Origin of the sequence: [Clostridium] polysaccharolyticum, from assembly GCF_900111595.1 — a bacterium.
GTDB classification, from domain to species: Bacteria; Bacillota; Clostridia; order Lachnospirales; family Lachnospiraceae; genus Clostridium_AI; species Clostridium_AI polysaccharolyticum.
In genome coordinates, this window is record NZ_FOHN01000004.1 from 65558 (window position 1) to 92230 (window position 26673).

The 26673-nt window shown below is 37.4% G+C and carries 26 protein-coding genes; 25 read left to right on the forward strand and 1 reads right to left on the reverse strand.

All coding sequences use genetic code 11. From position 1 onward, the window contains the following. Positions 1-24: 24 nt before the first annotated feature. The 11 genes from spoIIP to thiI all read left to right on the forward strand — a co-directional run bounded on the left by spoIIP (position 25) and on the right by thiI (position 13952). Complete coding sequence (gene spoIIP / locus BMY85_RS03575) at positions 25-1305, forward strand: stage II sporulation protein P (RefSeq protein ID WP_092476552.1); 1281 nt, start codon at positions 25-27, stop codon at positions 1303-1305. 103 nt (positions 1306-1408) lie between these two features. Continuing rightward, entirely contained in the window at positions 1409-3223 is a 1815-nt protein-coding gene (gene lepA / locus BMY85_RS03580) for a translation elongation factor 4 (protein ID WP_092476554.1), read from the forward strand. Positions 3224-3277: 54 nt separating this feature from the next. Continuing rightward, positions 3278-4429, forward strand: a complete 1152-nt coding sequence (hemW, locus tag BMY85_RS03585; RefSeq protein ID WP_092476556.1) for a radical SAM family heme chaperone HemW — start codon at positions 3278-3280, stop codon at positions 4427-4429. 147 nt (positions 4430-4576) lie between these two features. Beyond that, positions 4577-5644, forward strand: a complete 1068-nt coding sequence (gene hrcA, locus BMY85_RS03590) for a heat-inducible transcriptional repressor HrcA (protein ID WP_242939662.1) — start codon at positions 4577-4579, stop codon at positions 5642-5644. A 27-nt stretch (positions 5645-5671) separates the two neighbouring features. Next, the gene (grpE, locus tag BMY85_RS03595) at positions 5672-6283 is read left to right on the forward strand and encodes a nucleotide exchange factor GrpE (protein ID WP_177180607.1); all 612 of its coding nucleotides are present in this window, start codon (positions 5672-5674) and stop codon (positions 6281-6283) included. Positions 6284-6340: 57 nt separating this feature from the next. Then, positions 6341-8200 carry a molecular chaperone DnaK gene (dnaK, locus tag BMY85_RS03600; RefSeq protein WP_092476562.1) on the forward strand — a complete coding sequence of 620 codons (1860 nt, stop codon included), beginning with the start codon at positions 6341-6343 and terminating at the stop codon, positions 8198-8200. Positions 8201-8429: 229 nt separating this feature from the next. Further along, complete coding sequence (gene dnaJ / locus BMY85_RS03605; protein WP_092476565.1) at positions 8430-9584, forward strand: molecular chaperone DnaJ; 1155 nt, start codon at positions 8430-8432, stop codon at positions 9582-9584. Positions 9585-9763: 179 nt separating this feature from the next. Next, entirely contained in the window at positions 9764-10720 is a 957-nt protein-coding gene (prmA, locus tag BMY85_RS03610; protein WP_092476567.1) for a 50S ribosomal protein L11 methyltransferase, read from the forward strand. 78 nt (positions 10721-10798) lie between these two features. Further along, positions 10799-11554, forward strand: coding sequence for a 16S rRNA (uracil(1498)-N(3))-methyltransferase (locus BMY85_RS03615; RefSeq protein ID WP_092476806.1), 756 nt, complete (start codon positions 10799-10801; stop codon positions 11552-11554). 34 nt (positions 11555-11588) lie between these two features. Continuing rightward, positions 11589-12752 carry a cysteine desulfurase family protein gene (locus BMY85_RS03620; protein WP_092476570.1) on the forward strand — a complete coding sequence of 388 codons (1164 nt, stop codon included), beginning with the start codon at positions 11589-11591 and terminating at the stop codon, positions 12750-12752. A 21-nt stretch (positions 12753-12773) separates the two neighbouring features. Continuing rightward, positions 12774-13952 carry a tRNA uracil 4-sulfurtransferase ThiI gene (thiI, locus tag BMY85_RS03625; RefSeq protein WP_092476572.1) on the forward strand — a complete coding sequence of 393 codons (1179 nt, stop codon included), beginning with the start codon at positions 12774-12776 and terminating at the stop codon, positions 13950-13952. A gap of 167 nt (positions 13953-14119) precedes the next feature. On the opposite strand, the gene BMY85_RS03630 is transcribed toward thiI, so the two are convergent. Beyond that, positions 14120-14356 carry an HPr family phosphocarrier protein gene (locus BMY85_RS03630; protein ID WP_092476575.1) on the reverse strand — a complete coding sequence of 79 codons (237 nt, stop codon included), beginning with the start codon at positions 14354-14356 and terminating at the stop codon, positions 14120-14122. A gap of 180 nt (positions 14357-14536) precedes the next feature. On the opposite strand from BMY85_RS03630, the gene mtaB reads away from it, so the two are divergent. The 14 genes from mtaB to BMY85_RS03700 all read left to right on the forward strand — a co-directional run bounded on the left by mtaB (position 14537) and on the right by BMY85_RS03700 (position 26664). Next, the gene (mtaB, locus tag BMY85_RS03635) at positions 14537-15919 is read left to right on the forward strand and encodes a tRNA (N(6)-L-threonylcarbamoyladenosine(37)-C(2))-methylthiotransferase MtaB (RefSeq protein WP_092476808.1); all 1383 of its coding nucleotides are present in this window, start codon (positions 14537-14539) and stop codon (positions 15917-15919) included. Positions 15920-16083: 164 nt separating this feature from the next. Continuing rightward, positions 16084-16344, forward strand: coding sequence for an IreB family regulatory phosphoprotein (locus BMY85_RS03640; protein ID WP_092476577.1), 261 nt, complete (start codon positions 16084-16086; stop codon positions 16342-16344). Continuing rightward, positions 16341-16781 (forward strand): Holliday junction resolvase RuvX, encoded by a 441-nt coding sequence (ruvX, locus tag BMY85_RS03645; RefSeq protein WP_242939663.1) that lies wholly within the window; start codon positions 16341-16343, stop codon positions 16779-16781. The genes BMY85_RS03640 and ruvX overlap by 4 nt, the downstream gene beginning before the upstream one ends. Positions 16782-16791: 10 nt before the next feature. Then, positions 16792-17064, forward strand: coding sequence for a DUF1292 domain-containing protein (locus tag BMY85_RS03650; RefSeq protein ID WP_092476579.1), 273 nt, complete (start codon positions 16792-16794; stop codon positions 17062-17064). Between the two features lie 103 nt (positions 17065-17167). After that, positions 17168-17629, forward strand: a complete 462-nt coding sequence (locus tag BMY85_RS03655; protein WP_092476581.1) for a Fur family transcriptional regulator — start codon at positions 17168-17170, stop codon at positions 17627-17629. A gap of 111 nt (positions 17630-17740) precedes the next feature. Beyond that, entirely contained in the window at positions 17741-19411 is a 1671-nt protein-coding gene (locus BMY85_RS03660; RefSeq protein ID WP_092476584.1) for a ribonuclease J, read from the forward strand. A 21-nt stretch (positions 19412-19432) separates the two neighbouring features. After that, positions 19433-19774 (forward strand): YlbF family regulator, encoded by a 342-nt coding sequence (locus BMY85_RS03665; protein WP_092476586.1) that lies wholly within the window; start codon positions 19433-19435, stop codon positions 19772-19774. Between the two features lie 4 nt (positions 19775-19778). Then, entirely contained in the window at positions 19779-20192 is a 414-nt protein-coding gene (locus BMY85_RS03670) for an endolytic transglycosylase MltG (RefSeq protein WP_092476588.1), read from the forward strand. A gap of 83 nt (positions 20193-20275) precedes the next feature. After that, positions 20276-20932 (forward strand): O-methyltransferase, encoded by a 657-nt coding sequence (locus BMY85_RS03675; RefSeq protein ID WP_092476590.1) that lies wholly within the window; start codon positions 20276-20278, stop codon positions 20930-20932. A 22-nt stretch (positions 20933-20954) separates the two neighbouring features. Beyond that, positions 20955-22193, forward strand: coding sequence for a peptidase U32 family protein (locus BMY85_RS03680; RefSeq protein WP_092476592.1), 1239 nt, complete (start codon positions 20955-20957; stop codon positions 22191-22193). A gap of 91 nt (positions 22194-22284) precedes the next feature. After that, positions 22285-22914, forward strand: coding sequence for an RNA polymerase sporulation sigma factor SigK (gene sigK / locus BMY85_RS03685; RefSeq protein WP_092476595.1), 630 nt, complete (start codon positions 22285-22287; stop codon positions 22912-22914). A 155-nt stretch (positions 22915-23069) separates the two neighbouring features. Further along, positions 23070-23624, forward strand: a complete 555-nt coding sequence (locus BMY85_RS03690; protein WP_177180608.1) for a GerMN domain-containing protein — start codon at positions 23070-23072, stop codon at positions 23622-23624. Between the two features lie 235 nt (positions 23625-23859). Then, positions 23860-25581 carry a GspE/PulE family protein gene (locus BMY85_RS03695; protein ID WP_092476598.1) on the forward strand — a complete coding sequence of 574 codons (1722 nt, stop codon included), beginning with the start codon at positions 23860-23862 and terminating at the stop codon, positions 25579-25581. 27 nt (positions 25582-25608) lie between these two features. Next, a complete protein-coding gene (locus tag BMY85_RS03700; protein ID WP_177180609.1) occupies positions 25609-26664 on the forward strand; it encodes a type IV pilus twitching motility protein PilT in 1056 nt (351 codons plus the stop codon). Positions 26665-26673 lie beyond the last annotated feature (9 nt).

Sequence of the window (26673 nt, forward strand, 5' to 3'; positions counted from 1 at the left end):
AGTGATTTTTGGGGTGGTGATAGTGTGGAAACAGGAACAGTTTATAGACATAGAGGAAAAAAACGAATATCTAAAATGCTTTTTGCGGTGCTTGGCCTCACTATCACTGCTATACTTGTTTCTTTTATGGGAAATAAAGAACAGTTAAAAGATACAAGAAAGATTTGGAACCATACAATGGGTACCTTCTGCACCACTCTAAGCCTTCAGCACATACAAAATTATGCACCTGGCTTAGAATATGGCCTGTATCAGGCAACAGGAAAAAGGTCCTTTGTCTCGTGGGAACTTGGCTTCCTTCAACATAATCTGGGTAAAAAGAAGGCAACCTTACTAGATCTAGTTGAGGAACTTTCTATTGAAGCTGAGAAAGAAAATGTAAAAGAAGCAAGTATTTTAGATCACACCATTATAGTGGATCGTGCATTAGAAGAAAATAATGAATCAACAGAAGTCGGCAGTATTTACGGAGAAAGTTATTTTGAACAGAGCAGAAAACAGGCACTTTATTCACAGGAACTTGCAATGAACCAAAAAAAACTGGAACAGTTAAAATCAACGAAAAGTCTGCAGTTTTTAATAAATAATTTTTACATAGTAGATTCCAGCACTAGCATTGACCAGAAAGTATTTCAAGTGGAAAACCTGTTGAAAACGGACTGTACTATGAAAACGGATTCGGAGAAACCACAGATTTTAATCTATCATACACATGCATCGGAAGAATTTATTGATAGTGACGGTACAAAAAAGGATTCTGTAGTTGGAGCAGGAACTGCTTTGGCAAAATATTTAACGGAGGAGTACGGCTATAATGTCATTCATGATGAAACATCCTATGATGTAGTAAATGGCCGGCTAAATCGAAATAAGGCATACGACAAAGCAAGAAAGGGGATTACGAAAATACTTAAAAAGTATCCTTCTATTGAAGTTGTGATAGACCTGCATCGAGATGCCTCAAATGATGGTTCTAAGAAAACAACTATCATAGATGGCAAACCGACGGCAGTTTTTAAATTTTTTAATGGATTAAGCCGTAGAGCAACTGGAGCAGATAGAGCAGACATTCCTAATCCGAGACTACAGAAAAATTTAGCCTTTAGTCTGAAAATGAAGATGAAAGCAATGGAATTATATCCGACTCTTACGACAAAGAATTATTTAAAAAGTTTTCGGTATAATATGCATTTGCGTGATAAATCCTTGCTGATTGAAATGGGAACAGAAAAAAATACAGTGGAGGAAGCAAAAAATGCAATGAAGCCTTTGGCAGACGTTTTAAACGAAGTATTGAACGAATAAAAGGACTATGCTATAATTACAGACAATGAAATTTGAAAAAAATATGAAAAGAAGCTTGTCTAACAAGTTTACAGATAAAATGAATGGATAGAAAGAGGTACAAATGTCAGCGATTGAACAAAGTAAAATAAGAAATTTCTGTATTGTGGCGCATATCGATCATGGAAAATCAACATTGGCAGATCGTATTATTGAAAAAACGGGTCTTCTTACCAGCAGGGAAATGCAGGCGCAGATTCTTGACAATATGGAATTAGAAAGAGAACGTGGAATTACCATAAAAGCACAGACTGTGCGTATCGTCTATAAGGCAAAAGATGGGCAGGAGTATATTTTTAACCTGATTGATACTCCGGGGCACGTCGATTTTAATTATGAGGTTTCAAGAAGCCTTGCAGCTTGCGAAGGGGCGATTCTGATTGTAGATGCTGCTCAGGGGATTGAAGCACAGACATTAGCAAACTGTTATCTGGCATTAGACCATGATCTTGAAATTATGCCAGTTATTAATAAAATTGATTTGCCAAGTGCTGAACCAGATCGTGTGAAAGCAGAAATTGAAGATGTCATTGGGCTGGATGCAGAAGATGCCCCTTTGATTTCAGCGAAACAGGGGATTCATATTGAAGATGTATTAGAGCAGATTGTAGCCAAAATACCGGCTCCATCAGGAGATGTAAGTGCACCATTAAAAGCACTGATTTTTGATTCTGTTTATGATCCGTATAAAGGAGTTATTATTTTTTGCCGTATCTTTGATGGCAGCGTAAAGAAAGGTACCTTAATGAAAATGATAGCAACTCAGGCACAGGCAGAAGTTGTGGAAGTTGGTATTTTTGGGGCCGGCCAGTTTATTCCTTGTGACGAGCTTTCGGCAGGTATGGTTGGTTATATTACAGCCAGCTTAAAAAATGTGAAAGATACCCGGGTTGGTGATACTGTAACGGATGCCAATAATCCTTGCGGACAGGCACTTCCAGGATATAAGCAGGTAAATCCTATGGTTTACTGTGGCATGTATCCAGCGGATGGTTCCAAATATGGTGATTTAAGGGATGCCCTTGAGAAGCTGCAGCTAAACGATGCTGCATTGCAATTTGAACCAGAAACTAGTATCGCTCTGGGATTTGGTTTCCGATGTGGATTCTTAGGATTACTGCACCTGGAAATTATTCAGGAACGTCTGGAACGTGAATACAACTTGGATATTGTGACAACCGCGCCAGGCGTAGTATATAAAGTATATAAAACAGATGGAGAAGTTTTGGAAATTACAAATCCATCCAATTTGCCAGAACCGTCTGAAATCGACTACATGGAAGAACCGGTTGTAAGTGCGGAAATTATGGTTACAACGGAGTTTGTAGGTTCTATTATGACCTTATGCCAAGAAAGGCGGGGCGTGTATCTTGGAATGGAATATATGGAACAGACAAGGGCACTTTTAAAATATGAATTGCCATTAAATGAAATTATTTATGATTTCTTTGATGCTTTAAAATCTCGTTCCAGAGGTTATGCGTCTTTTGATTATGAATTAAAAGGTTACGAAAGGTCTGAACTTGTAAAACTGGACATTTTAATTAATAAAGAAGAAGTGGATGCCTTGTCCTTTATTGTACATGCAAGTACAGCCTATGAACGTGGAAGAAAGATGTGCGAGAAACTGAAAGAGGAGATACCAAGGCAATTATTTGAAATTCCGATTCAGGCGGCAATTGGAAGTAAAATCATTGCCCGTGAAACAGTAAAAGCTATGCGTAAAGATGTATTGGCAAAATGTTATGGCGGAGATATTTCCCGTAAGAAGAAACTTCTTGAAAAACAGAAAGAAGGCAAGAAGAGGATGCGGCAGGTTGGAAATGTAGAAATTCCACAGAAAGCATTTATGAGTGTATTGAAATTAGATGACGAATAATTGCAGGGAGGCGTTTAGGCCTCCCTTTGCTTTTGGTGTTTTAAGGAGGTTTTTATGAAAGAACTTGCAATTTATGTACACATACCATTTTGTGCCCGCAAATGCAGGTATTGTGATTTTTTATCTGGGCCAGAATATTTAGAACAGATAGACCAATATATTGATATGATGCAAAAACAGATGGAACAGTGCAGAGAACTTGTAAAAGAATATCGGATAAGAAGTATCTTTTTAGGTGGTGGAACTCCTTCTATATTAACATCATCACAAATTACAAGAGTGATGGCTGGGTTATGGGAACTGGCAGGAGACAGAATGATGGCTGATGGAGAAGTGACGATTGAGTCGAACCCAGGGACTTTAACCGAAGAAAAATTGAAAACATATCTAGATTTAAAAATTAGCCGTATCAGTATGGGGCTTCAGTCTGCAGATAATGAAGAATTAAAAAACTTAGGCAGAATCCATACGTATGAAGAATTTTTGGAAGGATATAAACTTGCACGAAAAGCTGGTTTTAATAATATTAATGTGGATTTAATGTCGGGACTGCCCAGCCAGACCTTGCAAAAGTGGGAGACCACCTTAAAAAAAGTTATTTCACTTAGACCAGAGCATATTTCCGCTTATAGCTTAATAGTAGAAGAAGGAACGGAATTTTACAAATTGTATGGAAGTGGAAAAGGGAAAAAAGAATTACCAGAAGAAGGATTAGACCGGCTTATGTACCAGAAAACAAAGGAACTTTTAGAACAAGCAGGTTATTATAGATATGAAATTTCAAATTATGCAAAACCAGGATATGAAAGCCGGCATAACATTACTTACTGGACTGGAATTGACTATTTAGGAATTGGTTTAGGAGCGTCTTCGTTAATTCAGAAAAAAAGGTATCGAAACGAGGAAAAGATGGAATGCTATTTGGAGAAGCTTTCTAGAAATAAAAGTGTTTGCAATTTAGAAGAAGCTCTTAACTGGCAAAGTGAAATGGAAGAGTTTATGATTTTGGGACTTCGCATGATGAAAGGTGTTAGTAAATCAGAGTTTCAAAAACGATTTGGGGTGACAATGGAATCAAAATATGAGAGCGTGTTACGAAAGATAAAAGAACTTGGACTTATGGAAGAAGAAAAAGATCTGCTTTGGTTAACAGAGAAGGGGATTGATGTAAGCAATGAAGTATTTACATTGTTTCTGTCTGATTAACAGGATTTCTGAAAAGCAGTAAGAAATGGCTTCTGTATTTTTTGCTTAGAAAATTAATAAAATTACTTGACAAAGGTTTTTTATAGTGGTATTTTATCTATAAAGATATTAGCACTCTTGCTTGATGAGTGCTAACAATTAAACAGAATGAGAAAGTCAGAAGAAGGTTTAGAAGGGTGTGACAAGATGAACTTAGATGATAGAAAGAAAAAGATTCTGCAGGCTATCATCAAAACCTATTTGGATACAGGAGAACCAGTTGGTTCGAGAACGATTTCAAAATATACTGACTTAAATTTAAGTTCTGCCACAATTCGCAATGAAATGTCAGACTTAGAGGATATGGGATTTATTATACAGCCTCATACATCAGCAGGCAGAATTCCTTCTGACAAAGGATACCGCTTTTATGTAGATCAGCTTATGGGCGAAAAAGTTCAGGAGCTGAATGAAATGAAGGAAATTCTGATAGACAGGACAGATAAGCTTGAAACCATGTTAAAACAGGTTGCGAAGGTTTTAGCGGTTAATACCAATTATGCGACAATGGTTTCAAAACCTCAGTATAAACATCGTACTGTGAAGTTTATTCAGCTTACGGAAGTGGACGAAAATCACATATTGGCTGTCATTGTTATCGAAGGCAATATTGTAAAGAACAGAATTTTAGATGTAGTAGAACCTGTAGAAAAAGAAATTGTATTAAAATTAAACATAATCTTAAATACTTTCCTTCAAGGATTAGATTTAACAGAAATAAATATTGCGTTAATACAAAAAATAAAAGAACAGGCTGGACCATATGGTGATTTAATCAATAAAATTTTAGAAGCAATTGCTCAGGCAATTGGGGAAGAAGAGAATGTTGAAATTTATACCAGTGGTGCAACCAATATTCTTAAATATCCAGAACTAAGGGATACGGAAAAAGCAACTGAACTGTTATATACGTTTGAAGAGAAAAAACAGCTTACGGAATTAATCACTGATAAGATGGATGCAGAAGAGCAAAGAGGCATTCAGGTTTATATTGGAGATGAAACCCCAGTCAAATCCATGAAAGACTGTTCCGTCGTTACCGCAACTTATGAGGTGGGAGAAGGAGTATATGGAAAGATTGGAATTGTTGGACCAAAACGAATGGATTATGAAAAAGTTGTAGGAACACTACAGTCGCTAATGAGCCAGCTAGATGATATTTTTAAGAATGAATAGCAATATATTAGGAAAGGTGGAAATAAGTTGAAGCAGAAGGAAAAAACGAAAGTGGAAGAAAACGATACTGCAGCAGAAGATGCAGGACAGGAAAACCTAGATACAGAACAGCAGAATCTGAATGCACAAGCAGAAGGAGAAGAAGAAAAAACAGCTGATGCAGAGACAGCTGATGCAGAAAAAGCTGAGGAAGAGGATGTACCTAAGGGTGATAAGAAAGCTCAGGAATTAAATGATAAATTAATGAGAACTATCGCTGAATTTGATAACTTTAGAAAACGCTCTGAAAAAGAAAAGAGTGCAATGTTTGAAATTGGTGCAAAAGCAATAATTGAAAAAATTCTTCCAGTGCTTGATAATTTTGAAAGAGGCTTAGATTCCATTTCTGAGGAGGAAAAAGGCAGTGCTTTCGCACAGGGAATCGAACAGATTTACAAACAGTTTGTTACAGTTCTTGACGATGCTGGAGTAAAAGTAATTGAGACAGTAGGAAAAGAATTTGATCCAAGCCTTCATAACGCAGTAATGCATGTTGAGGATGATTCACTTGGTGAAAATATCATTGCAGAAGAATTCCAAAAAGGTTATATGTATAAAGAATCTGTAGTTCGCCACAGTATGGTTAAGGTAGCTAATTAATTTTAGAATAGATGATATTAAATTAGATGATAGAGCAAAGAAATAGGAGGTATAGACATGAGTAAAATTATTGGTATTGATTTAGGTACAACAAACTCTTGTGTAGCAGTTATGGAAGGTGGCAAGCCAGTCGTTATTACAAACGCAGAAGGTATCCGTACAACTCCATCTGTAGTAGCATTTTCAAAAACAGGTGAAAGATTAGTTGGAGATCCAGCGAAACGTCAGGCAGTTACGAATGCAGATAAAACAATTTCTTCTATTAAGAGACACATGGGCAGTGATTATAAAGTAACAATTGATGATAAAAAATATTCACCACAGGAAATTTCTGCTATGATCCTTCAGAAATTAAAATCTGATGCAGAAGCTTATCTTGGTGAATCCGTTACGGAAGCAGTAATTACAGTTCCAGCTTACTTTAATGATGCTCAGAGACAGGCAACAAAAGATGCTGGTAAAATTGCCGGTTTAGATGTAAAGCGTATTATTAACGAGCCAACAGCAGCAGCTTTAGCTTATGGTCTTGATAATGAACATGAACAGAAAATCATGGTTTACGATTTAGGTGGTGGTACATTCGACGTATCCATCATTGAAATCGGTGATGGAGTTATTGAAGTATTAGCAACATCTGGTGATAACAGACTTGGTGGTGACGATTTCGATAATAAGATTACAAATTACATGATTGAAGAATTCAAGAGACAGGAAGGTGTTGATTTATCAGCAGATAAAATGGCACTTCAGAGATTAAAAGAAGCTGCAGAAAAAGCAAAGAAAGAATTATCTTCTGCAACAACTACAAATATTAACCTTCCTTTCATTACAGCAACTGCTGAAGGACCAAAACATTTCGATATGAACTTGACACGTGCAAAATTCGATGAATTAACACATGATTTAGTGGAAAGAACAGCAACACCTGTACAGAATGCGTTAAGAGATGCCGGTTTAACAGCTTCGGAATTAGGTCAGGTATTATTAGTTGGTGGTTCTACAAGAATTCCAGCTGTTCAGGATAAAGTAAAACAATTAACAGGAAAAGAGCCTTCTAAATCTCTTAACCCAGATGAATGTGTAGCTTTAGGTGCTTCTATTCAGGGTGGTAAATTAGCTGGAGATGCTGGTGCAGGCGACATCCTTTTGCTTGATGTTACTCCGCTTTCCCTTTCCATTGAAACAATGGGTGGTGTTGCAACAACATTAATTCCAAGAAATACAACAATTCCTACAAAGAAGAGCCAGGTATTCTCAACTGCAGCAGATAACCAGACAGCAGTTGATATCCACGTAGTACAAGGGGAAAGACAATTTGCCCGTGACAACAAAACACTTGGACAATTCAGATTAGATGGTATTCCACCAGCAAGAAGAGGTGTTCCTCAAATCGAAGTTACTTTCGATATTGATGCAAATGGTATCGTAAATGTTTCTGCTAAAGATTTAGGAACAGGCAAAGAACAGCACATTACAATTACTTCTGGTTCAAACATGTCTGATGACGACATCGAAAAAGCAGTAAAAGAAGCTGCTGAATATGAAGCACAGGATAAGAAGCGTAAAGAAGCTGTTGATACAAGAAATGATGCGGATGCAATGGTATTCCAGACAGAAAAAGCTTTACAGGAAGTTGGCGATAAAGTAGATGCTAGCGAAAAAGCAGCTGTAGAAGCTGATTTAAATAGCTTAAAAGAGTTAGTAGAAAAATCAAATCCAGAAACTATGACAGAAGCTGAAGTGGAAGAAATGAAAGCTGCTAAAGAAAAATTAATGACGGGTTCTCAAGCATTATTCCAGAAAATGTATGAGCAGGCACAAGCAGCTCAAGGTGCTGGTCCAGACATGAGCCAAGGACAGTCTGCAGACACTTCATATCAAGATGATGTTGTAGATGGAGATTACAAAGAAGTTTAATTAAAGATAACGACCCATCAGAGTATTAGGAGTTTTATAGACGTTTAAGAACTGACCATAAGCATTTGTGCGCAGCACTTTGCTTATGGTTGTTATGGCTATAAAGAAAAATCGGCTGGGGACAGTTGATTTTTTTGAAAGTTTCGGTATAATAAATAGGCGGTCAAAATTGACGGCCTATTTGTGCAATTAGATTGGGACTAATTGCTGATGCAGGAAGGTGGAAGAAATGGCGGAGAATAGAGATTATTACGAAGTCCTTGGGGTTTCCAAGCAGGCTTCGGATGATGAGATAAAAAAAGCATATAGAGTACTTGCAAAAAAATATCATCCGGATATGCATCCTGGAGATAAAGAATGTGAAGAGAAATTTAAAGAGGCATCAGAAGCATACGCTGTATTAAGTGATGCAGATAAGAGAAGGCAGTATGACCAGATGGGTCATGAAGCATTTACAGGTTCTGGCGGTGCAGGCGGTTTTAATTATAGTGATTTTGATATGGGAGATATTTTCGGAGATATCTTTGGTGACTTATTTGGTGGCGGAAGATCAAGCCGCAGAGCAAGTAACAGTCCACAAAAAGGTGCCAATGTAAGAGCCGGTGTCCGTATTACATTTCATGAAGCATGCTTTGGTGTAGAAAAAGAATTAGAATTAAACTTAAAAGATGAATGTTCCCATTGTCATGGAACAGGTGCAAAACCAGGTACATCTCCTGAGACATGTTCAAAATGTGGTGGTAAAGGCCAGGTTGTATATACCCAGCAGTCTTTATTCGGTATGGTAAGAAATGTGCAGCCTTGCCCGGATTGTCATGGAACAGGCAAAGTAGTAAAAGAAAAATGTCCAGACTGCCATGGTTCTGGATATATTGCTTCACGTAAGAAGATTCAGGTTTCTATTCCAGCAGGTATTGATAATGGCCAGAGCATTCGTATTCGTGAAAAAGGAGAACCAGGTGTAAATGGCGGTCCAAGAGGAGACTTATTAGTAGAAGTAGCAGTATCCAGAGATCCAGTGTTTATTCGTCAGGAATATGATATTATATCTACAGCACCTATTTCTTATGCAACAGCCGCACTTGGTGGGGACGTGAAGATTAAGACAATAGATGGCGAAGTAATTTATACAGTGAAACCTGGTACCCAGACGAATACAAAAGTACGTTTGCGTGGAAAAGGTGTTCCAACGCTTCGGAATAAAGCAGTACGTGGAGACCACTATGTTACTTTAGCAGTACAGGTGCCAACAAAATTATCTGCTGAACAGAAAGATCTGCTGAGAAAATTTGAAGAATCACTGACAGGAGTAACAGCAGAAGCACAGTCTGCTACGGATAGTGAACATGATCATAAAGGAAAAAAGAAATTCTTTAAAAAATAAAGAGTGCTAAATAGCAAATGCTATTTAGCATTTGCTATTAGAAGAAAACGTAGGGTGTTTGAAAGAAAACTCTTTTGACACCCTATGTTTTTGTGTGTAAAAAATGTTTGCCTATATTCAGGATTGGTATACTCAATATAGAACATAAACGGAAGTAGAAAGAAAAGAGGAAAGAAAATATGAAATGGAGAAAAGTATCCTTAGTTACTACCACAGAGGCTGTGGATTTAATAAGCTGTTTATTTGATGAATTAGGATTCGAAGGAATTCAAATTGAAGATCATGTACCATTAAGCGAAGAGGAAAAGAAAAGCATGTTTATTGATATCGTACCAGATTTAGGAGCAGATGATGGAAGGGCAGTTATCAGTTCCTATGTAGATATGGAACGCAATATAGATGAAATGGAAAAAGCAATTCAGGAAGGTTTGGATGAACTCGCCCAATTTACAGATTTAGGAGAGCGTAAGTTATCTTTTGAAGTGACCGATGATGAAGACTGGATTAACAACTGGAAAGCATATTTCAAACCTTTCCGTGTAACAGAGGATATCGTAATTAAACCAACTTGGGAGACTTTAGAGGAAGTAAAAGAAGGAGATACCGTGGTAGAAATCGATCCAGGTACTGCATTTGGTACAGGTTCTCACGAAACAACCAAATTAGTGATTCAAGGAATGGAAGAATATCTTAATAGCGATACAAAGCTGTTGGATATCGGATGTGGAAGTGGGATTCTATCTATTATTGGTCTTAAGTTGGGGGCAGCCTATGCAGCAGGTACCGATATCGATCCAATTGCAGTTAAAGTTGCAAAAGAAAATGCCACAGTAAATCAAATCGAAGATGGCAAATTTGAAGTATATGAAGGAAATCTTATGGATGATGGAGCATTGCAAAAAGAAGTAGGCCTAGGTGCCTATGACGTTGTTGTAGCAAACATTTTAGCTGATGTTATTATTCCGTTATCCGCTCACGTATCAAAATTTATGAAGAAAGATGGAATCTTTATTTCCTCAGGCATTATTGATATCAAAAAAAATGAAGTAGAAGCAGCTTTGATTCAAAATGGATTTGAAATCGTGAAAATTACACAGATGGGGGACTGGTTCTCCTTCCAGGCGAAATGTAAGTAACTCCCTAGGTGGTTTCATTGACATTTTGAAGGTTCAATGATAAGATATCAGTATTCTTTTGAAAGGTACGGTTGTAAAATGCACTGGTTTTATGTTGAAAAAAGTCAAATTTGTGAAAATGAAATAAAAATAACTGGTTCAGATGTAAACCATATCAAAAATGTTTTACGTATGGATATAGGAGAACACGTTGTAATCTGTGATCGTGAGGGAAAAGATTATTATTGTGAAATTGCATCTTTGAATAAAGAGGAAGTAACTGCAAAGATTAATCAGATCAATGATACAGAATCAGAACTTCCGGCAAAACTGTATTTATTTCAGGGAATTCCAAAGAAAGATAAGATGGAACTGATTATACAGAAGGCAGTTGAACTTGGTGTACACGAAGTGATTCCGGTTGCTATGAAACGCTGTGTTGCAAAGATAGAAGATGAGAAAAAGGAACGAAAGAAACTGGAACGCTGGCAGGGAATCGCAACTTCTGCTGCAAAACAGTCAGGCAGAGGGATGATTCCAAAGATTCACACGGTCATGAGTTTTAAAGAAGCAGTTCAGTATGGCAAGGAACTGGAGTATTGTATTGTTCCTTACGAGCAGGCTGAAAATATGGCTGCAACAGTAAAACAGGTTAAGAAAGCATGCCAGAAGAAATCAATTGGTATTTTTATTGGACCAGAAGGCGGTTTTGACGAAAAAGAGATAGAGGATATACAAGAAGCAGGTTTTCAGGCGATTACATTAGGGAAACGTATTTTGAGAACGGAAACAGCAGGCCTGACCATTCTTTCTATTTTTATGTATGAATTAGAACAGATACGGGAGACCATGTAATCCTGGCTGAAAGGAAAAAAAGGAGTTTGGCAAAATGGAAGCGTATTTGGATAATGCTTCAACTACAAGGCCTTTTGAGTGCGTAGTATCAATCATGAAGGAAACTATGGACCAAAGTTATGGGAATCCTTCCTCTATGCACAACAAAGGCTTTGAAGCGGAAAAGTATGTGAAAAAGGCAAAAGAAATTATAGCAGCAACTTTAAAAGCAGAGGCAAAGGAGATTATTTTTACTTCTGGGGGGACAGAGTCTAATAATATGGCACTGATAGGGAGTGCCATTGCTAACAGAAGACAGGGCAGACATATTATTACGACTAAAATAGAGCATGCATCAGTGCATAATCCTCTTATTTTTTTAGAGGAACAAGGATATGAAGTATCCTATCTGTCCGTAGACAGAAACGGTTTTGTGGATTTGGATGAGCTGGAGAAAACCATTCGCGAGGATACCATACTGGTTTCTGTTATGTATGTAAATAATGAAATTGGAACTTGCGAAAAGATAGAAGAAATCAGCAAGATAATCAAGAGAAAAAATAGCAGGACTTTATTTCATGTAGATGCGATTCAAGCATATGGCAAATACAAAATCTATCCAAAAAAATCAGGCATTGATCTGCTTTCTATCAGCGGTCACAAGTTACACGGACCAAAGGGAATTGGCGTGCTGTTCGTTCGTGATAAAGTAAAAATCCAGCCAATTATCCATGGTGGAGGACAGCAGAACAACATGCGTTCCGGCACAGAAAATGTACCGGGAATTGCAGGGATTGGTGCTGCAGCAGAAGAAATTTATACAAATCATGGAGAAAAGGTGGAACACCTTTATCAGGTAAAAGAGCATTTTATAGAAGAAGTAAAGAAAATAGATGGCGTTACAGTTAACGGAATAGAGGGAATTGAAATCAGGGAAACAGCTCCTCATGTAGTAAGTGTAAGTTTTGATAAAATTCGTGCCGAAGTGCTTCTTCACGCACTAGAGGAAAAGGGAATTTATGTATCAAGCGGTTCAGCCTGTGCCTCCAATCATCCACAGCTTAGTGGAACATTACAGGCAATTGGAGTAAAAAAAGAACTTTTAGACTCTACCATTCGATTCAGTTTTTCTGTAACAACCACAATAGACGAAATAGATTATGCAGTAAAGGCATTAAATGAGCTGCTTCCGGTACTTCGCAGATTTACAAGGCATTAAGAAAGGGAAAGGACGAAAAATATGTTTCAGGCATTTTTAATTAAATATGCAGAAATCGGAATTAAAGGGAAAAACCGCTTTATTTTTGAAAATGCATTAAAGAATCAGATTGCGTTTGCTTTAGAAAAAGCAGAAGGTGACTTTCAGGTTATCAAAGATCAGGGAAGAATTTATGTAGAAGCAACAGGTGAATTTGACTACGATGATGCTTTAGAAGCAATGTCAAGGGTATTTGGCATTGCACAGATCTGTCCAGTTGTATTAGTAGAAGATGTAAGCTGGGAAAGTTTAAAAGAGTCAGTAAAAAACTATGTTATAAACGTGTATGGAAGCGAAGAACTTACGTTTAAAATGGAAGCAAAACGTGCAGATAAAAATTATCCACGTACTTCTCCACAGATTTGCATGGATATGGGAGAATATCTTTTGGATGAATTCCCCAACTTAAAAGTAGACGTGCGTAATCCGCAGGTAAGAATTCATGTGGAAATCCGAAACCGTGCTTATATCTACTCAAAAACAATACCAGGACCAGGGGGAATGCCAGTAGGTACTAATGGAAAGGCGATGCTTCTTTTATCTGGTGGAATTGACAGTCCTGTAGCCGGATACATGATTGCAAAACGTGGTGTTAAGCTTTCAGCAACCTATTTCCATGCACCACCTTACACAAGTGAGCGTGCAAAGCAGAAAGTAGTTGATTTAGCCAGAATCGTATCCAGATATTCAGGACCAGTTGAATTAAATATTGTAAACTTTACAGATATTCAATTATATATTTATGAAAAATGTCCTCACGAAGAACTTACGATTATTATGAGACGTTATATGATGAAGATTGCAGAAGAACTTGCGAAGGCAGACGGTTCTTTAGGCCTTATAACAGGAGAAAGCATCGGACAGGTTGCCAGCCAGACCATGCAGAGTCTTGCAGCTACCAATGAAGTATGTACTTTGCCAGTGTACCGTCCATTAATTGGTTTTGATAAACAGGAAATCGTTACGGTATCCGAAAAAATCGGAACATATGAAACTTCTATACAGCCATTTGAAGACTGCTGTACAATCTTTGTAGCGAAACACCCAGTTACGAAACCAAACTTAAATATTATCAAACGTTCCGAACGTAACTTAGAAGAAAAAATTGATGAACTTGTAAAGACAGCCTTAGAGACAGTAGAAAAAATTCAGATTCAGTAATCGGAAACGTATATAAAACAGCAAAGGATACTTCAACGGTTCTATGCAGGGGATAGATAGTATGCCAAAATGCAAAGAACCGCTGAGGTATCCAGGTATAAAAGGTGTAATAAAAAAAGAGGATACGTTGTATCCTCCCCCATACATGCACGAATAAGCAATACTGCTTATTCTTCTACAATATAAGGTGCAAGTACATCAAGAATTTTTTGAACATCCTCTTCGGCGTGAACATTTAAATCAATTGGTTTAGATAAGTCTAAGCTGAAAATTCCCATAATAGACTTTGCATCGATAACATATCTTCCTGAAACAAGGTCGAAATCGGACTGGAATTTTGTAATGTCATTTACGAAAGTTTTAACCTTATCAATAGAATTTAGTGAAATTTTTACTGTTTTCATATGAAGTCCTCCTTTTTAATTTCTATGTTTATATAGTACATTTAGGGGGTATAAAAGTCAATATACAATGTAGATAAAAATGAGAAATCAAAGTGTTTTAAAGACTAGCATATTAGTGTGGAACAGAGCTGGAAAAGATGTAGATATAGAACTGTAGAAGAGCAGAAAGGCAAGAGTGAAATGAACATAAATAAAGGAAAAGTCGCATTTTTAACATTAGGATGCAAAGTAAACTCCTATGAAACAAACGCAATGGAAACATTATTTCAGAAGAATGGATATGAACTGGTAAGTTTTCAGGATGAAGCAGATATTTATATTGTAAATACCTGTACGGTTACCAATATGGCAGACCGCAAATCCAGACAGATGCTTCATAAAGCAAAGAAAAGAAATCCGAATGCTATTGTCGTTGCTGCAGGATGTTATGTACAGGCAGCGGGAGAAAGTGTAAAAGAAGACGTGGCTGTGGATCTGATTATTGGCAATAACAAAAAAGGAAATGTAGTGGAAGCTGTAGAAGAATATATGGCTTCAAATGGAATCGAAGTACGTAATCATTTTACTCCAGAGATCCATACAGAAAGAGGTTATGAAAAATTAGAAATTGATACTTCTGGTGCCTTAACTCGTGCGATAATTAAAATTCAGGATGGCTGTAATCAGTTCTGTTCGTATTGTATTATTCCATTTGCAAGAGGACGTGTCAGAAGCCGTGAGGCAGAAGATATCCTTTTAGAAGCAGGCAGATTAGCAGAAAGCGGCTGTCAGGAAGTCGTATTGACTGGAATTCATCTATCCTCTTATGGAATAGATTTAGAACCATGGTGTAACCGTGAAGGAAAAGAAAAATATGATTTCATATCTTTAGAAGGAAAACCATTGCTTTATTTAATGAGTGAAATCAGCAAAATAAAAGGAGTCAAGAGAATTCGTTTAGGTTCTTTGGAACCAAGAATCATTACAGGACATTTTGTCTCAGAATTAGCAAAATTAGATAAAGTCTGCCCGCATTTTCATTTATCTCTTCAGAGTGGATGTGACGAAACACTGCAGCGAATGAATCGCCGTTATACTACAAAAGAATTTGAAGAAAACGTAGGGATTATCAGAAAATATTATAAAGACCCAGCAATTACAACAGATATTATTGTAGGTTTCCCTGGAGAGACGGAAGAAGAATTTGCGATGACAAAAGAATTTCTGGAACGGATACATTTTTCACAGATGCATGTATTTAAATATTCTGCAAGAAAAGGAACTAAGGCTGAAAGCATGCCAGATCAGGTTCCAGAGAATATAAAGACTTTAAGAAGTGAAGAAGTAATTGCATTAGAGAAACAGATGCGTAAAGAATATGAGGAAAAGATGCTAGAAAGCTGGCAGACTGTTTTATTTGAAGAAGAAACCGAATTAGATGGAGAAAAGTATTTTACAGGTCATAACGAAAGATATGTAAAATTTGCCATAAAATCCAATGGAGAAGACCTGGCAAATCAGATCCAGATAGTAAATCCATTACACGTAATGGGTGAAGGAGTCCTTGTCTGCAAGCAAAAATAAGAATAAAAGAAGAAGGACTGTTTAAAAAAGAAAAAGAAGTGAAAACTCTTAAGGCATACATCGTCACTTAGAAAAGGGTTGCTATTTTATTTCTTTTATATTAATATATAGATAATGGCGTGATCGGAAGATATAAAAAGGAACATTGGTAAGGAAGTGACTAAATGGAGGAATTTAATAATACACAGTATTTTAAGATACCGAAGGAACCTGAGGTTCAGGTAAGTGAAATGATAGCCAGAGTGTATGAAGCTCTGGTAGAGAAAGGATATAATCCGGTAAGTCAGATTATCGGCTATATCATGTCTGGTGATCCTACGTACATTACTAGCCATAAAGGGGCAAGAAGCCTGATTATGAAGGTAGACCGTGACGAAATATTAGAAGAACTTTTGAAGAATTATATAGATAGGAATTTACTATGAGCCGTATAATGGGACTGGATTTTGGTTCAGTAACTTGTGGCGTGGCCATTAGTGACCAGCTGCATATAACTGCCCAGGGAATTGAAGTTATTACAAGAAAACACGAGAATAAGCTGCGTCAGACGTTAGCAAGAATAGAAGGGCTTGTAAAGGAATATGAAGTAGACCGCATTGTTTTGGGATATCCTAAGAATATGAACAATACAATAGGCGATCGGGCAGAGAAGTCGGAAGCATTTCGTGAAAAATTAGTAAACCGTCTTGGCATAGAAGTAGTATTATGGGATGAACGGCTTACGACAGTATCTGCACATCGAGCTATGATAGAAGGAAATGTAAGACGGGAAGACCGTGCAAAAGCTGTGGACAAAGTAGCCGCTGTATTTATTTTGCAAGGTTACTTAGATTGGTTAAGCGTACAGAAGCAGGAAAGTTAAGGAGACTGGAATGGAAAATAGTGAAAAGTTAGTTTTTACTTCAGAAGATGGAGAAGAAATTGAATTTTATGTATTAGAAGAAACAAAAATTAACGGAAGGAATTACTTATTAGTTGCAGATGATAACGAAGGAGAAGAGGCAAACGCTATGATTTTAGCAGATGTTTCAGAACCTGAAGCTGCAGAAGCAGTCTATGAGCCAGTAGAAGACGAAGAGCAGCTAGCAGCACTTTCAAAAGTCTTTACGGAGCTGGCAGATGACTTAGATATTGAATTGGAATAAAAAAAATAAGATTATGCCATTATATAAAAATATTATAGAAAGATTTGATATGGACTTAGTGTAAGAAGAATTAGTTCGAGTTTTATTGTGAAAAGGTGAGAAGATGCCTAAACAAGATTATTTTAAAAATTTGCTAAAAGCGAATGGGTTAAAGGTGACAAATCAAAGAATAGCTATTTTAGAAGTGTTAGAGGACAGGCCAGGAGAACATTTGACAGCAGAAGAAATCTACGGCCTGGTCAAAGAAAAGTATCCTGAGATTGGACTGGCAACGGTATACCGTACCATTCAGATGCTTTCAGAACTGGAAGTAATAGATAAATTAAATCTTGATGACGGCTTTGTACGTTATGAAATCGGTAATCGTGGTAAGGAAGGAAGCCATCATCATCATCATTTGATTTGTCTGAATTGTCATTCGGTGTTTACATTTGAGGATGATTTACTAGAAGTGTTAGAGGAGCGGATTCAGAATTCACTTGGCTTTCGTGTTGTAGATCATGAAGTGAAATTATATGGTTATTGTAAAAACTGTAGTGAGCATGACTATGAGGAATCCAGATAAATAATCCAAGTAAGAATAAAATTGAATAAAATGAAAACTGGTTTTTCTTAATGGCAAATGCGGCAGGGCATTTGCGGCACTTAGTACATAATTATTTATGGAGGTGCTATTTTGAAATTAAAAGAATTATCAGATAAAGGAGTTAAGATTATTCCTTTAGGCGGCCTGGAACAGATCGGCATGAATATTACTGCGTTTGAGTTTGAAGATTCAATCATTGTTGTGGATTGTGGGTTATCATTCCCGGAAGACGAAATGCTTGGAATTGATTTAGTCATACCAGATGTCACATATTTGAAAGAAAACATCAAAAAAGTAAAGGGATTTGTGATTACTCATGGCCACGAAGATCATATCGGAAGTATTCCATATGTATTAAAAGATGTGAATGTACCGATTTATGCAACAAAGCTTACGATGGGAATCATTGAGAATAAGCTGAAAGAGCATAATTTAATGAAGACAACCAAGAGAAAGGTTATTAAATATGGGCAATCCATCAATCTTGGATGTTTCCGTATTGAATTTATCCGTACGAACCACAGTATTGCAGATGCTGCAGCATTAGCGATTTATACACCAGCAGGAATTATTGTGCACACAGGTGACTTTAAAGTGGACTATACGCCAGTTTATGGAGAAACAATTGATTTACAGCGTTTTGGTGAGATTGGGAAAAAAGGTGTTTTAGCATTGTTATGTGACAGTACCAACGTAATGAAACCAGGTTATACTATGTCAGAACGGACAGTGGGAAAAACATTTGACAATATATTTGCAGAAAATGCGAAAAGCAGAATTATTGTAGCAACATTTGCTTCTAATGTAGACCGTGTTCAGCAGATTATTAACTCAGCAGAAAAATTCGGGCGCAAGGTTGTAATTGAGGGACGGAGCATGGTGAATATTATGACCACGGCTTCTGAACTTGGCTATATCTCTATGCCGGATAACATTCTTATTGACATTGAACAGATGAAAAACTATACAGATGACCAGATTGTGCTTATTACAACGGGAAGCCAGGGTGAGGCAATGGCGGCATTGTCAAGAATGGCAGCATCGATTCATCGTAAAGTTACTATAAAACCAGGTGATTGCGTAATTTTTAGTTCTACACCAATTCCAGGAAATGAAAAATCTGTTTCCAAGGTGATTAATGAGCTGTCTATGAAAGGTGCAAAAGTCGTTTTTCAGGATACTCATGTATCAGGACATGCCTGTCAGGAAGAAATTAAATTAATTTATGCATTAACGAAACCTAAATATGCAGTACCAGTTCATGGTGAGTACAGGCATCTGATTGCTCATGCCGAGTTAGCAGAGGGTATGGGAATTCCAAAAGATAATATTTTTATTATTTCTTCTGGGGATGTGCTGGAATTATCCTACGAAAAAGGTGAAGTAATTGATCACGTTCCGGCTTCTGGAGTTTTAGTAGATGGCCTTGGAGTTGGTGATGTAGGAAACATCGTTTTACGGGACAGACAGCATTTGTCCGAAAATGGACTGATTATTATTGTGGTGACACTTGAAAAATACAGCAATCAGATTTTGGCAGGACCAGATATCGTATCCAGAGGATTTGTTTATGTGAGAGAATCAGAAAATCTTATGGATGAAGCACGTGATGTCGTAAATGAAGCATTAGATAAATGTTTGAGCCATAATGTAACAGATTGGGGAAGAATCAAAAATGAAATCAGAGATTCTCTAAGTGATTATTTATGGAAAAAGACAAAGAGAGATCCTATGATTCTGCCAATCATTATGGAAGTTTAAGAATCAAGGGAGTATACAAGTATGAAAAAGGTTGAGGAAGCTACCAGATTATTAATTGGGCAAATCAAAGAGAGCAAAGCGTATCAGGATTATACACGTTTGTATTCGGAGATACAGAAAAATCCTGAATTATTAAAAAGAGTAAATGAGTATCGAAAACGCCGTTTTGAGATCCATTTGTCAAATGTGAAGGATTACAGCAATATGCAGGAAGATTTGCGTAGGGAGTTTAGTGATATTCATAGCAATGAATTGACGTTAGAATTTCTAATCGCAGAAAAGCATTTTAGTAATATGATGAAACTTGTCAACCATACTATCCTTGATAGTGTACAGATGGATATTGACTTTTTGGGGGATTAGATAAATGGCAGCGAAATCAGCAAAAGAGAAGAAATGGCAAAAAGGCGTCCGTATTTCCTTTCAGCTGGTATTTGGCATTCTGCTTCACATTTTTATTATTTTAGGTACTATCTACATTACCAGAAATGTCTATGCATTTTCTTATCAGATTTTTGGTAATGATACGGTAGCAGAGGAACCGGGAACAGATGTAATGATTACAATAAGACGAGGCGATACGACGAAACAGATTGCAGAGCTTTTAGAACATAAACATGTCATAAAGAATAGTGATTCCTTTTTTATTCGGGCAAAGTTTATGGTAAATGCTTCTGCCCCCATCTTGCCAGGTGTATATAAGCTGAACACGTCCATGAACTATGGCAACATTATTAGAACCATAACGGATCCAGGTGCAGACCTGAGAGAGGAAAGTTAGATAGATTTCAGAAGATGCGGGTATTTATTAGGAAACTAATAGGTACTCGCCTTTTCCAATGTAAGAGAATCAGGAGAGAAGACATGATTACTGATGAAAGAATTGCGGCGTATATTGATTCGTTAGATAAAGAATTACCAGAGTTTTTACGTCAGCTAGAGAAGAAAGCGTTAAGTGAATATGTACCTATAATCAAGAAACCTGTCCAGAGCCTTCTGCGTTTCCTGATTGCCAATAAGAAACCAGACAGTATTCTGGAGGTTGGTACAGCAGTTGGATTTTCTTCTATTTTTATGAGCCAGTATATAAAAGAGGAAGCTCATATTACGACAATAGAAAAAATGGAAGAACGTATCCGGCAGGCAAAGGAAAACCGGAAAACAGCAGGAAAAGAGAATCAGATTACTATACTGGAAGGAGATGCTGCGGATATTTTAAAATCATTGAAACAGCAGGAAAAAATGTATGATATGATTTTCATGGATGCTGCCAAAGGCCAGTATCTGAATTTTCTTCCGGATATTTTCGATTTACTACGTCCGGGGGGACTGTTAATATCAGATAATGTGCTGCAGGATGGTGACATTGTAGAATCACGTTACGCAGTTACAAGAAGAAACAGAACGATTCATTTCCGCATGCGGGAATATTTATATGCCTTGACCCATTCGGATTCCTTTGAGACAGTAGTATTACCGATTGGGGATGGAGTAACATTAAGTACAAAACTAGTAAAATAGATAGATTGAGAGGACAAGTACTATGTCATTAAGAGAAAAACCTGAATTATTAATTCCAGCAGGCAGCTTAGAAGTATTAAAAGTTGCAGTACAATATGGTGCAGATGCCGTTTATATTGGTGGAGAAATCTTCAGTCTGCGTGCCAATGCAAAGAACTTTACCAAAGATAAAATGATGGAAGGCATAAAATATGCACATGAGCATGGTGTTAAAGTATATGTAACAGCTAATATTACCGCACATAACAGTGATTTAGCTGCAGCTAGAGAATATTTTGCAGAACTGAAAGAAGTAAAACCGGATGCGATTATTGTTTCAGATCCTGGCATGTTTGAGATTGCCAAAGAAGTATGTCCGGAAATTGAACGGCATATCAGTACACAGGCAAATAATGTGAATTATGCTGATTTTAATTTCTGGAAAAACCAGGGGGCAAGCCGTGTGGTATCGGCAAGGGAGTTAAGCATAGAGGAAATCAAAGAAATCCGTGCCAATATTCCAGATGACTTAGAGATTGAAACATTTGTTCATGGTGCCATGTGTATGAGTTACTCAGGAAGATGTTTGTTAAGTAATTATATGACAGGCAGAGATGCGAATATGGGGGCATGTACGCACCCTTGCCGCTGGAAATATCATATCGTAGAAGAAACAAGACCAGGGGAATACATGCCTGTATATGAAAATGAAAGAGGAACTTACATTTTCAATTCAAAAGATTTGTGCATGATCGACCATATCCCAGATATTATGGATGCTGGCATAGACAGCTTAAAAATTGAAGGCAGAATGAAAACAGCTTTATATGTAGCCGTTGTTGCAAGAACTTACCGCGAAGCTATTGATGATTATTATAAAGATCCTGCTTTATATCAAAGCAAGATTCCGCATTATCAGGAGGAAATTGCAAAATGTACCTATCGTCAGTTTACAACTGGATTCTTCTATGGCAAGACTACAAGCGAATCTCAGGTATATGAAAATAACACATATACGAAAGGATATACGTATCTTGGCTTAATTGAAGATAAAAATGAGGAAGGCTTATATGGATTAGAGCAGAAAAATAAATTCTGTGCAGGCGATACCATTGAAATCATGAAACCAGACTTTGAGAATATAGAAGTTACTGTAAAACGTATTACAGATGAAGAAGGAAACGAAATGGAAAGCTGTCCACATCCTAGACAGAAAATCTATGTAGATCTTGGTGTGGAACTGAATGCCTTTGATATATTAAGAAAAAAAGAAGAACAATAAAATATTTTTGTAAAAATTAGCTGGAAATGCACTAATTTATATTAACCCTCATAAAATAGAAGGAAACTGGTAACGATGAGGTGCTTATATATTGAAGTCATTTCCAATTCCACTAAGCACCAAAGAGGAGCAGCTTTATATTCGTTTGTGTAAGGACGGAGACAAGAAGGCAAGAGAGGTGCTCATTGAGCGTAACCTTCGGCTTGTTGCTCACATAGTAAAAAAATATAACACGAATGAAAGAGAGATTGATGATCTTATTTCCATTGGGACAATTGGACTTATAAAAGCGATTGATACCTTTGATGCCGAGAAGGGAATTCGTTTAGCAACGTATGCTTCACGCTGCATCGAAAACGAATTACTTATGATGCTCAGAAATGGCAAAAAACAGTCAAAGGATGTTTATTTGTATGAACCAATTGGTGCTGATAAAGAAGGAAACGAGATTAACCTGCTTGATATCATCGAATCAGTAGATGAAGATGTAGTTGAGGCTATGGAACTTTCGGAAAATATTTCGAAACTATATCAGTTTCTGGATGATATTCTCAGTGCGAGAGAAAAGGAAATTATTATTATGCGTTATGGCTTGTATGATGACCAGGAAATAACACAGCGTGAAATTGCCGATATGCTTGGCATAAGCAGAAGTTATGTAAGCCGGATTGAAAAAAAGGCATTGAAGAAGCTGAAAAATAAATATGAAAGTGAAGATTGATTAGTGTGGGAAAGTGCTGTCAGGAAAAATTCTGGCAGTACTTTTTTGATTTTCTAATAAGGTCATGTTATAATGTGCCTATAAAAAGGAAAGAGAGGGGAAAGATTATGTGGAAGAGATTCATGTTCACATTGGTCATTGGAGGTGTTTTTCTAATGAGTGCAGGCTGCACAAAAACGGAAAAACAAACTACAAGAAACATTGCAGAAGTGAGTGTTCTGCCAGAAACTGCATATTCATCAGAACCTTCCGATTCAAATGTGGAGGATACTGTAGCGCCAGCTGCACAAGAGTTTACAATATACCAGCCAGATGAGGATGCTCAATATCTGATACCTGCAACTGTACAAGGGATAAAAACACCAGAAGGCATTATAAAGACTTTAATAGACCGACAGATTCTGCCAGAGGGGACTGAAATTTCTAAGATTCTATTTAAAGCGAATGGAGAATACATTTCTTATGAAGATGGACTTGCTTCTGAGCCTGAACAGAAGACAGCTGAGCTTGACTTGTCTGGTGCATTTCTAGATGCCATGAAACAGGCCGGTTCTGCCGGGGAAACTATGATGATGGGATGCATAGTAAATTCATTAGCAGAAAACTTTCATCTTCAGTCTGTTTTAATAACCGCCAATGGAGAAATCATTGAAACAGGTCATTGTATTTACGATGAACCTATAAGCTTTTACGAAGATTTGGTGAAATAATGGAATAAAATTCTAGTATCCCATATATACATAGTGATATAAAGCATCAGAGCAGGCGAAATAAAGGAAATTGACATATAATTTTAATGAGATTGCATGAAATTGGTAAATGACTTAATTCATTAAGTAAAATAAATTGCAGAGGGTTGATGTAGATTTCGTTGTTTGTTAGAATACTATTAACGAAGTTGGTACAAATTCCTTCACACATTTACGAATTAGAGGGTGATTTTACATGGGTACTAGAATTGTTGACCAAGGTGGAAGGAAGAAAAAGAAATTAGGCGATTTACTAGTTTCTAGCGGTTCCATCTCAGAAGGACAGCTGCTTACAGCATTGGATAACCAGAAGGCAACTGGCAAAAAACTTGGAGAAAGCCTGATTGATTTAGGATATATAACGGATACGGATATTGCAGAAGCGTTACATAGACAGCTTGGGGTAGATATTGTAAAGCTTCAGGATATTGAGATACCGGATGAGATATTGCAATTAGTAAAAGAATCGGTACTGCGAAAGTACAGTGTTATTCCATTTGAGTACAGCATGCTGAATATGAATGAGCTGCGAGTTGCAATGGCTGATCCGATGGATATTTTCGCTATTGATGATTTGGCTTTTTTAACCAATATGCAGATTGAACCTGTAGTAACAACTCCAGCAGATATTATTGCGGCATTGGATAAATATTATGGCAATAATGAAGCTATGGAGGCGGCTGAAAAGTTTGCAAAGGAACAGGAAGAGCGTAAGAATAGTGTTAAAAAAGAGGAAACCATTAATCTGGAAGATGAAATTAACAATGCACCTATTGTTCAGCTGGTTAATAAAATAATTGAGCAGGCAGTTAGGCAAAGAGCCAGTGATATACATATTGAACCAATGGAATATCAGGTTAGAATCCGTTTCCGGGTGGATGGTGTTTTAAAGACCATTATGAACTATGGAAATGAATTGCTTTCTGCAATCATGACCCGAATCAAAATTATAGGCGGCATGGATATTTCTGAAAAACGAAAACCACAGGATGGTCGTATTACCAGTGTGGTAGATAGAAAAGAGTACGATATCCGTGTTTCCGTATTGCCAACTGTTTATGGCGAAAAAGCAGTTATGCGTCTTACGTCAAAACAGGGACTTACAAGAGATAAAAAAGAATTAGGATTTAATGAAGAAGAGTTAAAGGCGTTTGATCATATTCTGCGTCATCCTCATGGAATCATTCTTGTAACAGGTCCTACAGGAAGTGGTAAGTCTACCACTTTATACACAGCATTAAGTGAGTTAAACGTGGATGGAGTTAATATAGTCACAGTTGAAGACCCAGTCGAGGCTAATATTGATGGTATTAACCAGGTCCAGGTAAATAATAAGGCAGATATGACATTTGCCAACGCCCTGCGTTCTATTCTTCGTCAGGATCCAGATATCATTATGATTGGAGAGATCCGTGATGGGGAGACAGCAGAAATCGCAGTAAAAGCATCCATTACGGGGCATTTAGTAGTAAGTACGTTGCATACCAACAGTGCAGCGAGTACCATTACCCGTCTTGAAGATATGGGGATTGAATCCTATCTGATTGCAGATTCCGTTATTGGTGTAATTGCACAGCGTCTGGTAAGAAGGCTTTGTCCAAAGTGCAAAAAGCCAAGAAATGCAACTTATTTTGAAAAGGAACAGCTGGAATATCCAAAGGAGTTTCCTTTAGAGATTTATGAACCTTGTGGATGCCAGCAATGTAATAATACCGGTTACATGGGGCGTATCGGTGTTTATGAGATTATGACGGTTACACAATCCATAAAAGATATTATAAGTAAAAAGGGGAACGCAGATGATATTAAACGTGCTGCACTGAAAGAGGGAATGCACACATTAAAGATGTCAGCATCGAAGTTTGTTATTGATGGAACTACATCAATGGCTGAGATGCAGAGAATTGCATACGAATAATAAAGTGATGACATGAGAGGAATATAGATGATTACAATAAATGACTTGCTAAGAATATCAAAAGACAACGGGGCATCAGATTTGCACATTACAGTAGGAGTTCCTCCAAAATGCAGGATAAATGGCGATTTGAAGAGTATAGATCTGCCAAAGCTTATGCCAGATGATACAGAAACGATTATCTCTCCGATTTTAGGAGAGCATCAGAAAGAAGTTCTGGATGAGTTCGGAGAGGTGGACTTTGCGTATTCTATTCCAGAATTAGGAAGATACCGTGTTAATGTATTTAAACAAAGAGGTTCTCTAGCTTGCGTAATACGTCTGGTTGGTATGGACATACCAGAACCAGATGCTTTGGGCATTACGCCAGCTATGCTGGATCTTACGAATAAAAAGCGTGGGCTTGTGCTCGTAACTGGACCGACTGGAAGTGGAAAAACCACAACTCTGGCATCATTAATCGATCAGATAAATCGTAATTATGCTTCCCATATAATTACGCTGGAAGATCCAATAGAATATCTGCATTCTCATAATAAATCCATAGTGAACCAGAGAGAAGTTGGCTTGGATACCAGTTCTTATTCACACGCACTGCGTTCCGCATTGCGTGAAGATCCAGATGTTATTCTTGTAGGAGAAATGAGAGACCTTGAAACCATTTCTACAGCGATTACCGCTGCGGAAACAGGACACCTCGTTTTCTCAACCTTACATACAATCGGGGCGGCAGCAACAATTGACCGGGCAATTGATGTATTTCCGCCAAATCAGCAGCAGCAGATTCGAATACAGCTTGCCACAGTCCTAGAAGCAGTAATCAGTCAGACATTAATTCCTGCGACGGGAGGAAAGGGACGAGTTGCTGTCTTTGAAGTAATGCTTGGTTCGCCTGCAATCAAAAATCTGATTCGTGAAAATAAAACATTCCAGATTCCAAGCATGATGCAGACGTCGAAAAAAATGGGTATGCAGACATTAGATGATGCAATTTATGATTTATACCTAAGTGGGAAGATAAGTGCAGAACATGCATTGAACTATTCCCAGGATCCAATTGCACTAGAAAGAAAACTTTACTAGAATCAAGGG

Bases quoted from the DNA above. Each gene is read 5' to 3' on its own strand.
- BMY85_RS03680 (WP_092476592.1), top strand. From the start codon at position 20,955: ATGTCATTAAGAGAAAAACCTGAATTATTAATTCCAGCAGGCAGCTTA.
- BMY85_RS03700 (WP_177180609.1), top strand. From the start codon at position 25,609: ATGATTACAATAAATGACTTGCTAAGAATATCAAAAGACAACGGGGCA.
- dnaJ (WP_092476565.1), top strand. From the start codon at position 8,430: ATGGCGGAGAATAGAGATTATTACGAAGTCCTTGGGGTTTCCAAGCAG.
- BMY85_RS03690 (WP_177180608.1), top strand. From the start codon at position 23,070: ATGAGTGCAGGCTGCACAAAAACGGAAAAACAAACTACAAGAAACATT.
- BMY85_RS03675 (WP_092476590.1), top strand. From the start codon at position 20,276: ATGATTACTGATGAAAGAATTGCGGCGTATATTGATTCGTTAGATAAA.
- dnaK (WP_092476562.1), top strand. From the start codon at position 6,341: ATGAGTAAAATTATTGGTATTGATTTAGGTACAACAAACTCTTGTGTA.
- thiI (WP_092476572.1), top strand. From the start codon at position 12,774: ATGTTTCAGGCATTTTTAATTAAATATGCAGAAATCGGAATTAAAGGG.
- lepA (WP_092476554.1), top strand. From the start codon at position 1,409: ATGTCAGCGATTGAACAAAGTAAAATAAGAAATTTCTGTATTGTGGCG.
- BMY85_RS03630 (WP_092476575.1), bottom strand. From the start codon at position 14,356: ATGAAAACAGTAAAAATTTCACTAAATTCTATTGATAAGGTTAAAACT.
- hemW (WP_092476556.1), top strand. From the start codon at position 3,278: ATGAAAGAACTTGCAATTTATGTACACATACCATTTTGTGCCCGCAAA.
- BMY85_RS03670 (WP_092476588.1), top strand. From the start codon at position 19,779: ATGGCAGCGAAATCAGCAAAAGAGAAGAAATGGCAAAAAGGCGTCCGT.
- mtaB (WP_092476808.1), top strand. From the start codon at position 14,537: ATGAACATAAATAAAGGAAAAGTCGCATTTTTAACATTAGGATGCAAA.
- ruvX (WP_242939663.1), top strand. From the start codon at position 16,341: ATGAGCCGTATAATGGGACTGGATTTTGGTTCAGTAACTTGTGGCGTG.
- BMY85_RS03695 (WP_092476598.1), top strand. From the start codon at position 23,860: ATGGGTACTAGAATTGTTGACCAAGGTGGAAGGAAGAAAAAGAAATTA.
- BMY85_RS03650 (WP_092476579.1), top strand. From the start codon at position 16,792: ATGGAAAATAGTGAAAAGTTAGTTTTTACTTCAGAAGATGGAGAAGAA.
- BMY85_RS03665 (WP_092476586.1), top strand. From the start codon at position 19,433: ATGAAAAAGGTTGAGGAAGCTACCAGATTATTAATTGGGCAAATCAAA.
- BMY85_RS03640 (WP_092476577.1), top strand. From the start codon at position 16,084: ATGGAGGAATTTAATAATACACAGTATTTTAAGATACCGAAGGAACCT.
- prmA (WP_092476567.1), top strand. From the start codon at position 9,764: ATGAAATGGAGAAAAGTATCCTTAGTTACTACCACAGAGGCTGTGGAT.
- BMY85_RS03615 (WP_092476806.1), top strand. From the start codon at position 10,799: ATGCACTGGTTTTATGTTGAAAAAAGTCAAATTTGTGAAAATGAAATA.
- hrcA (WP_242939662.1), top strand. From the start codon at position 4,577: ATGAGAAAGTCAGAAGAAGGTTTAGAAGGGTGTGACAAGATGAACTTA.
- BMY85_RS03655 (WP_092476581.1), top strand. From the start codon at position 17,168: ATGCCTAAACAAGATTATTTTAAAAATTTGCTAAAAGCGAATGGGTTA.
- BMY85_RS03620 (WP_092476570.1), top strand. From the start codon at position 11,589: ATGGAAGCGTATTTGGATAATGCTTCAACTACAAGGCCTTTTGAGTGC.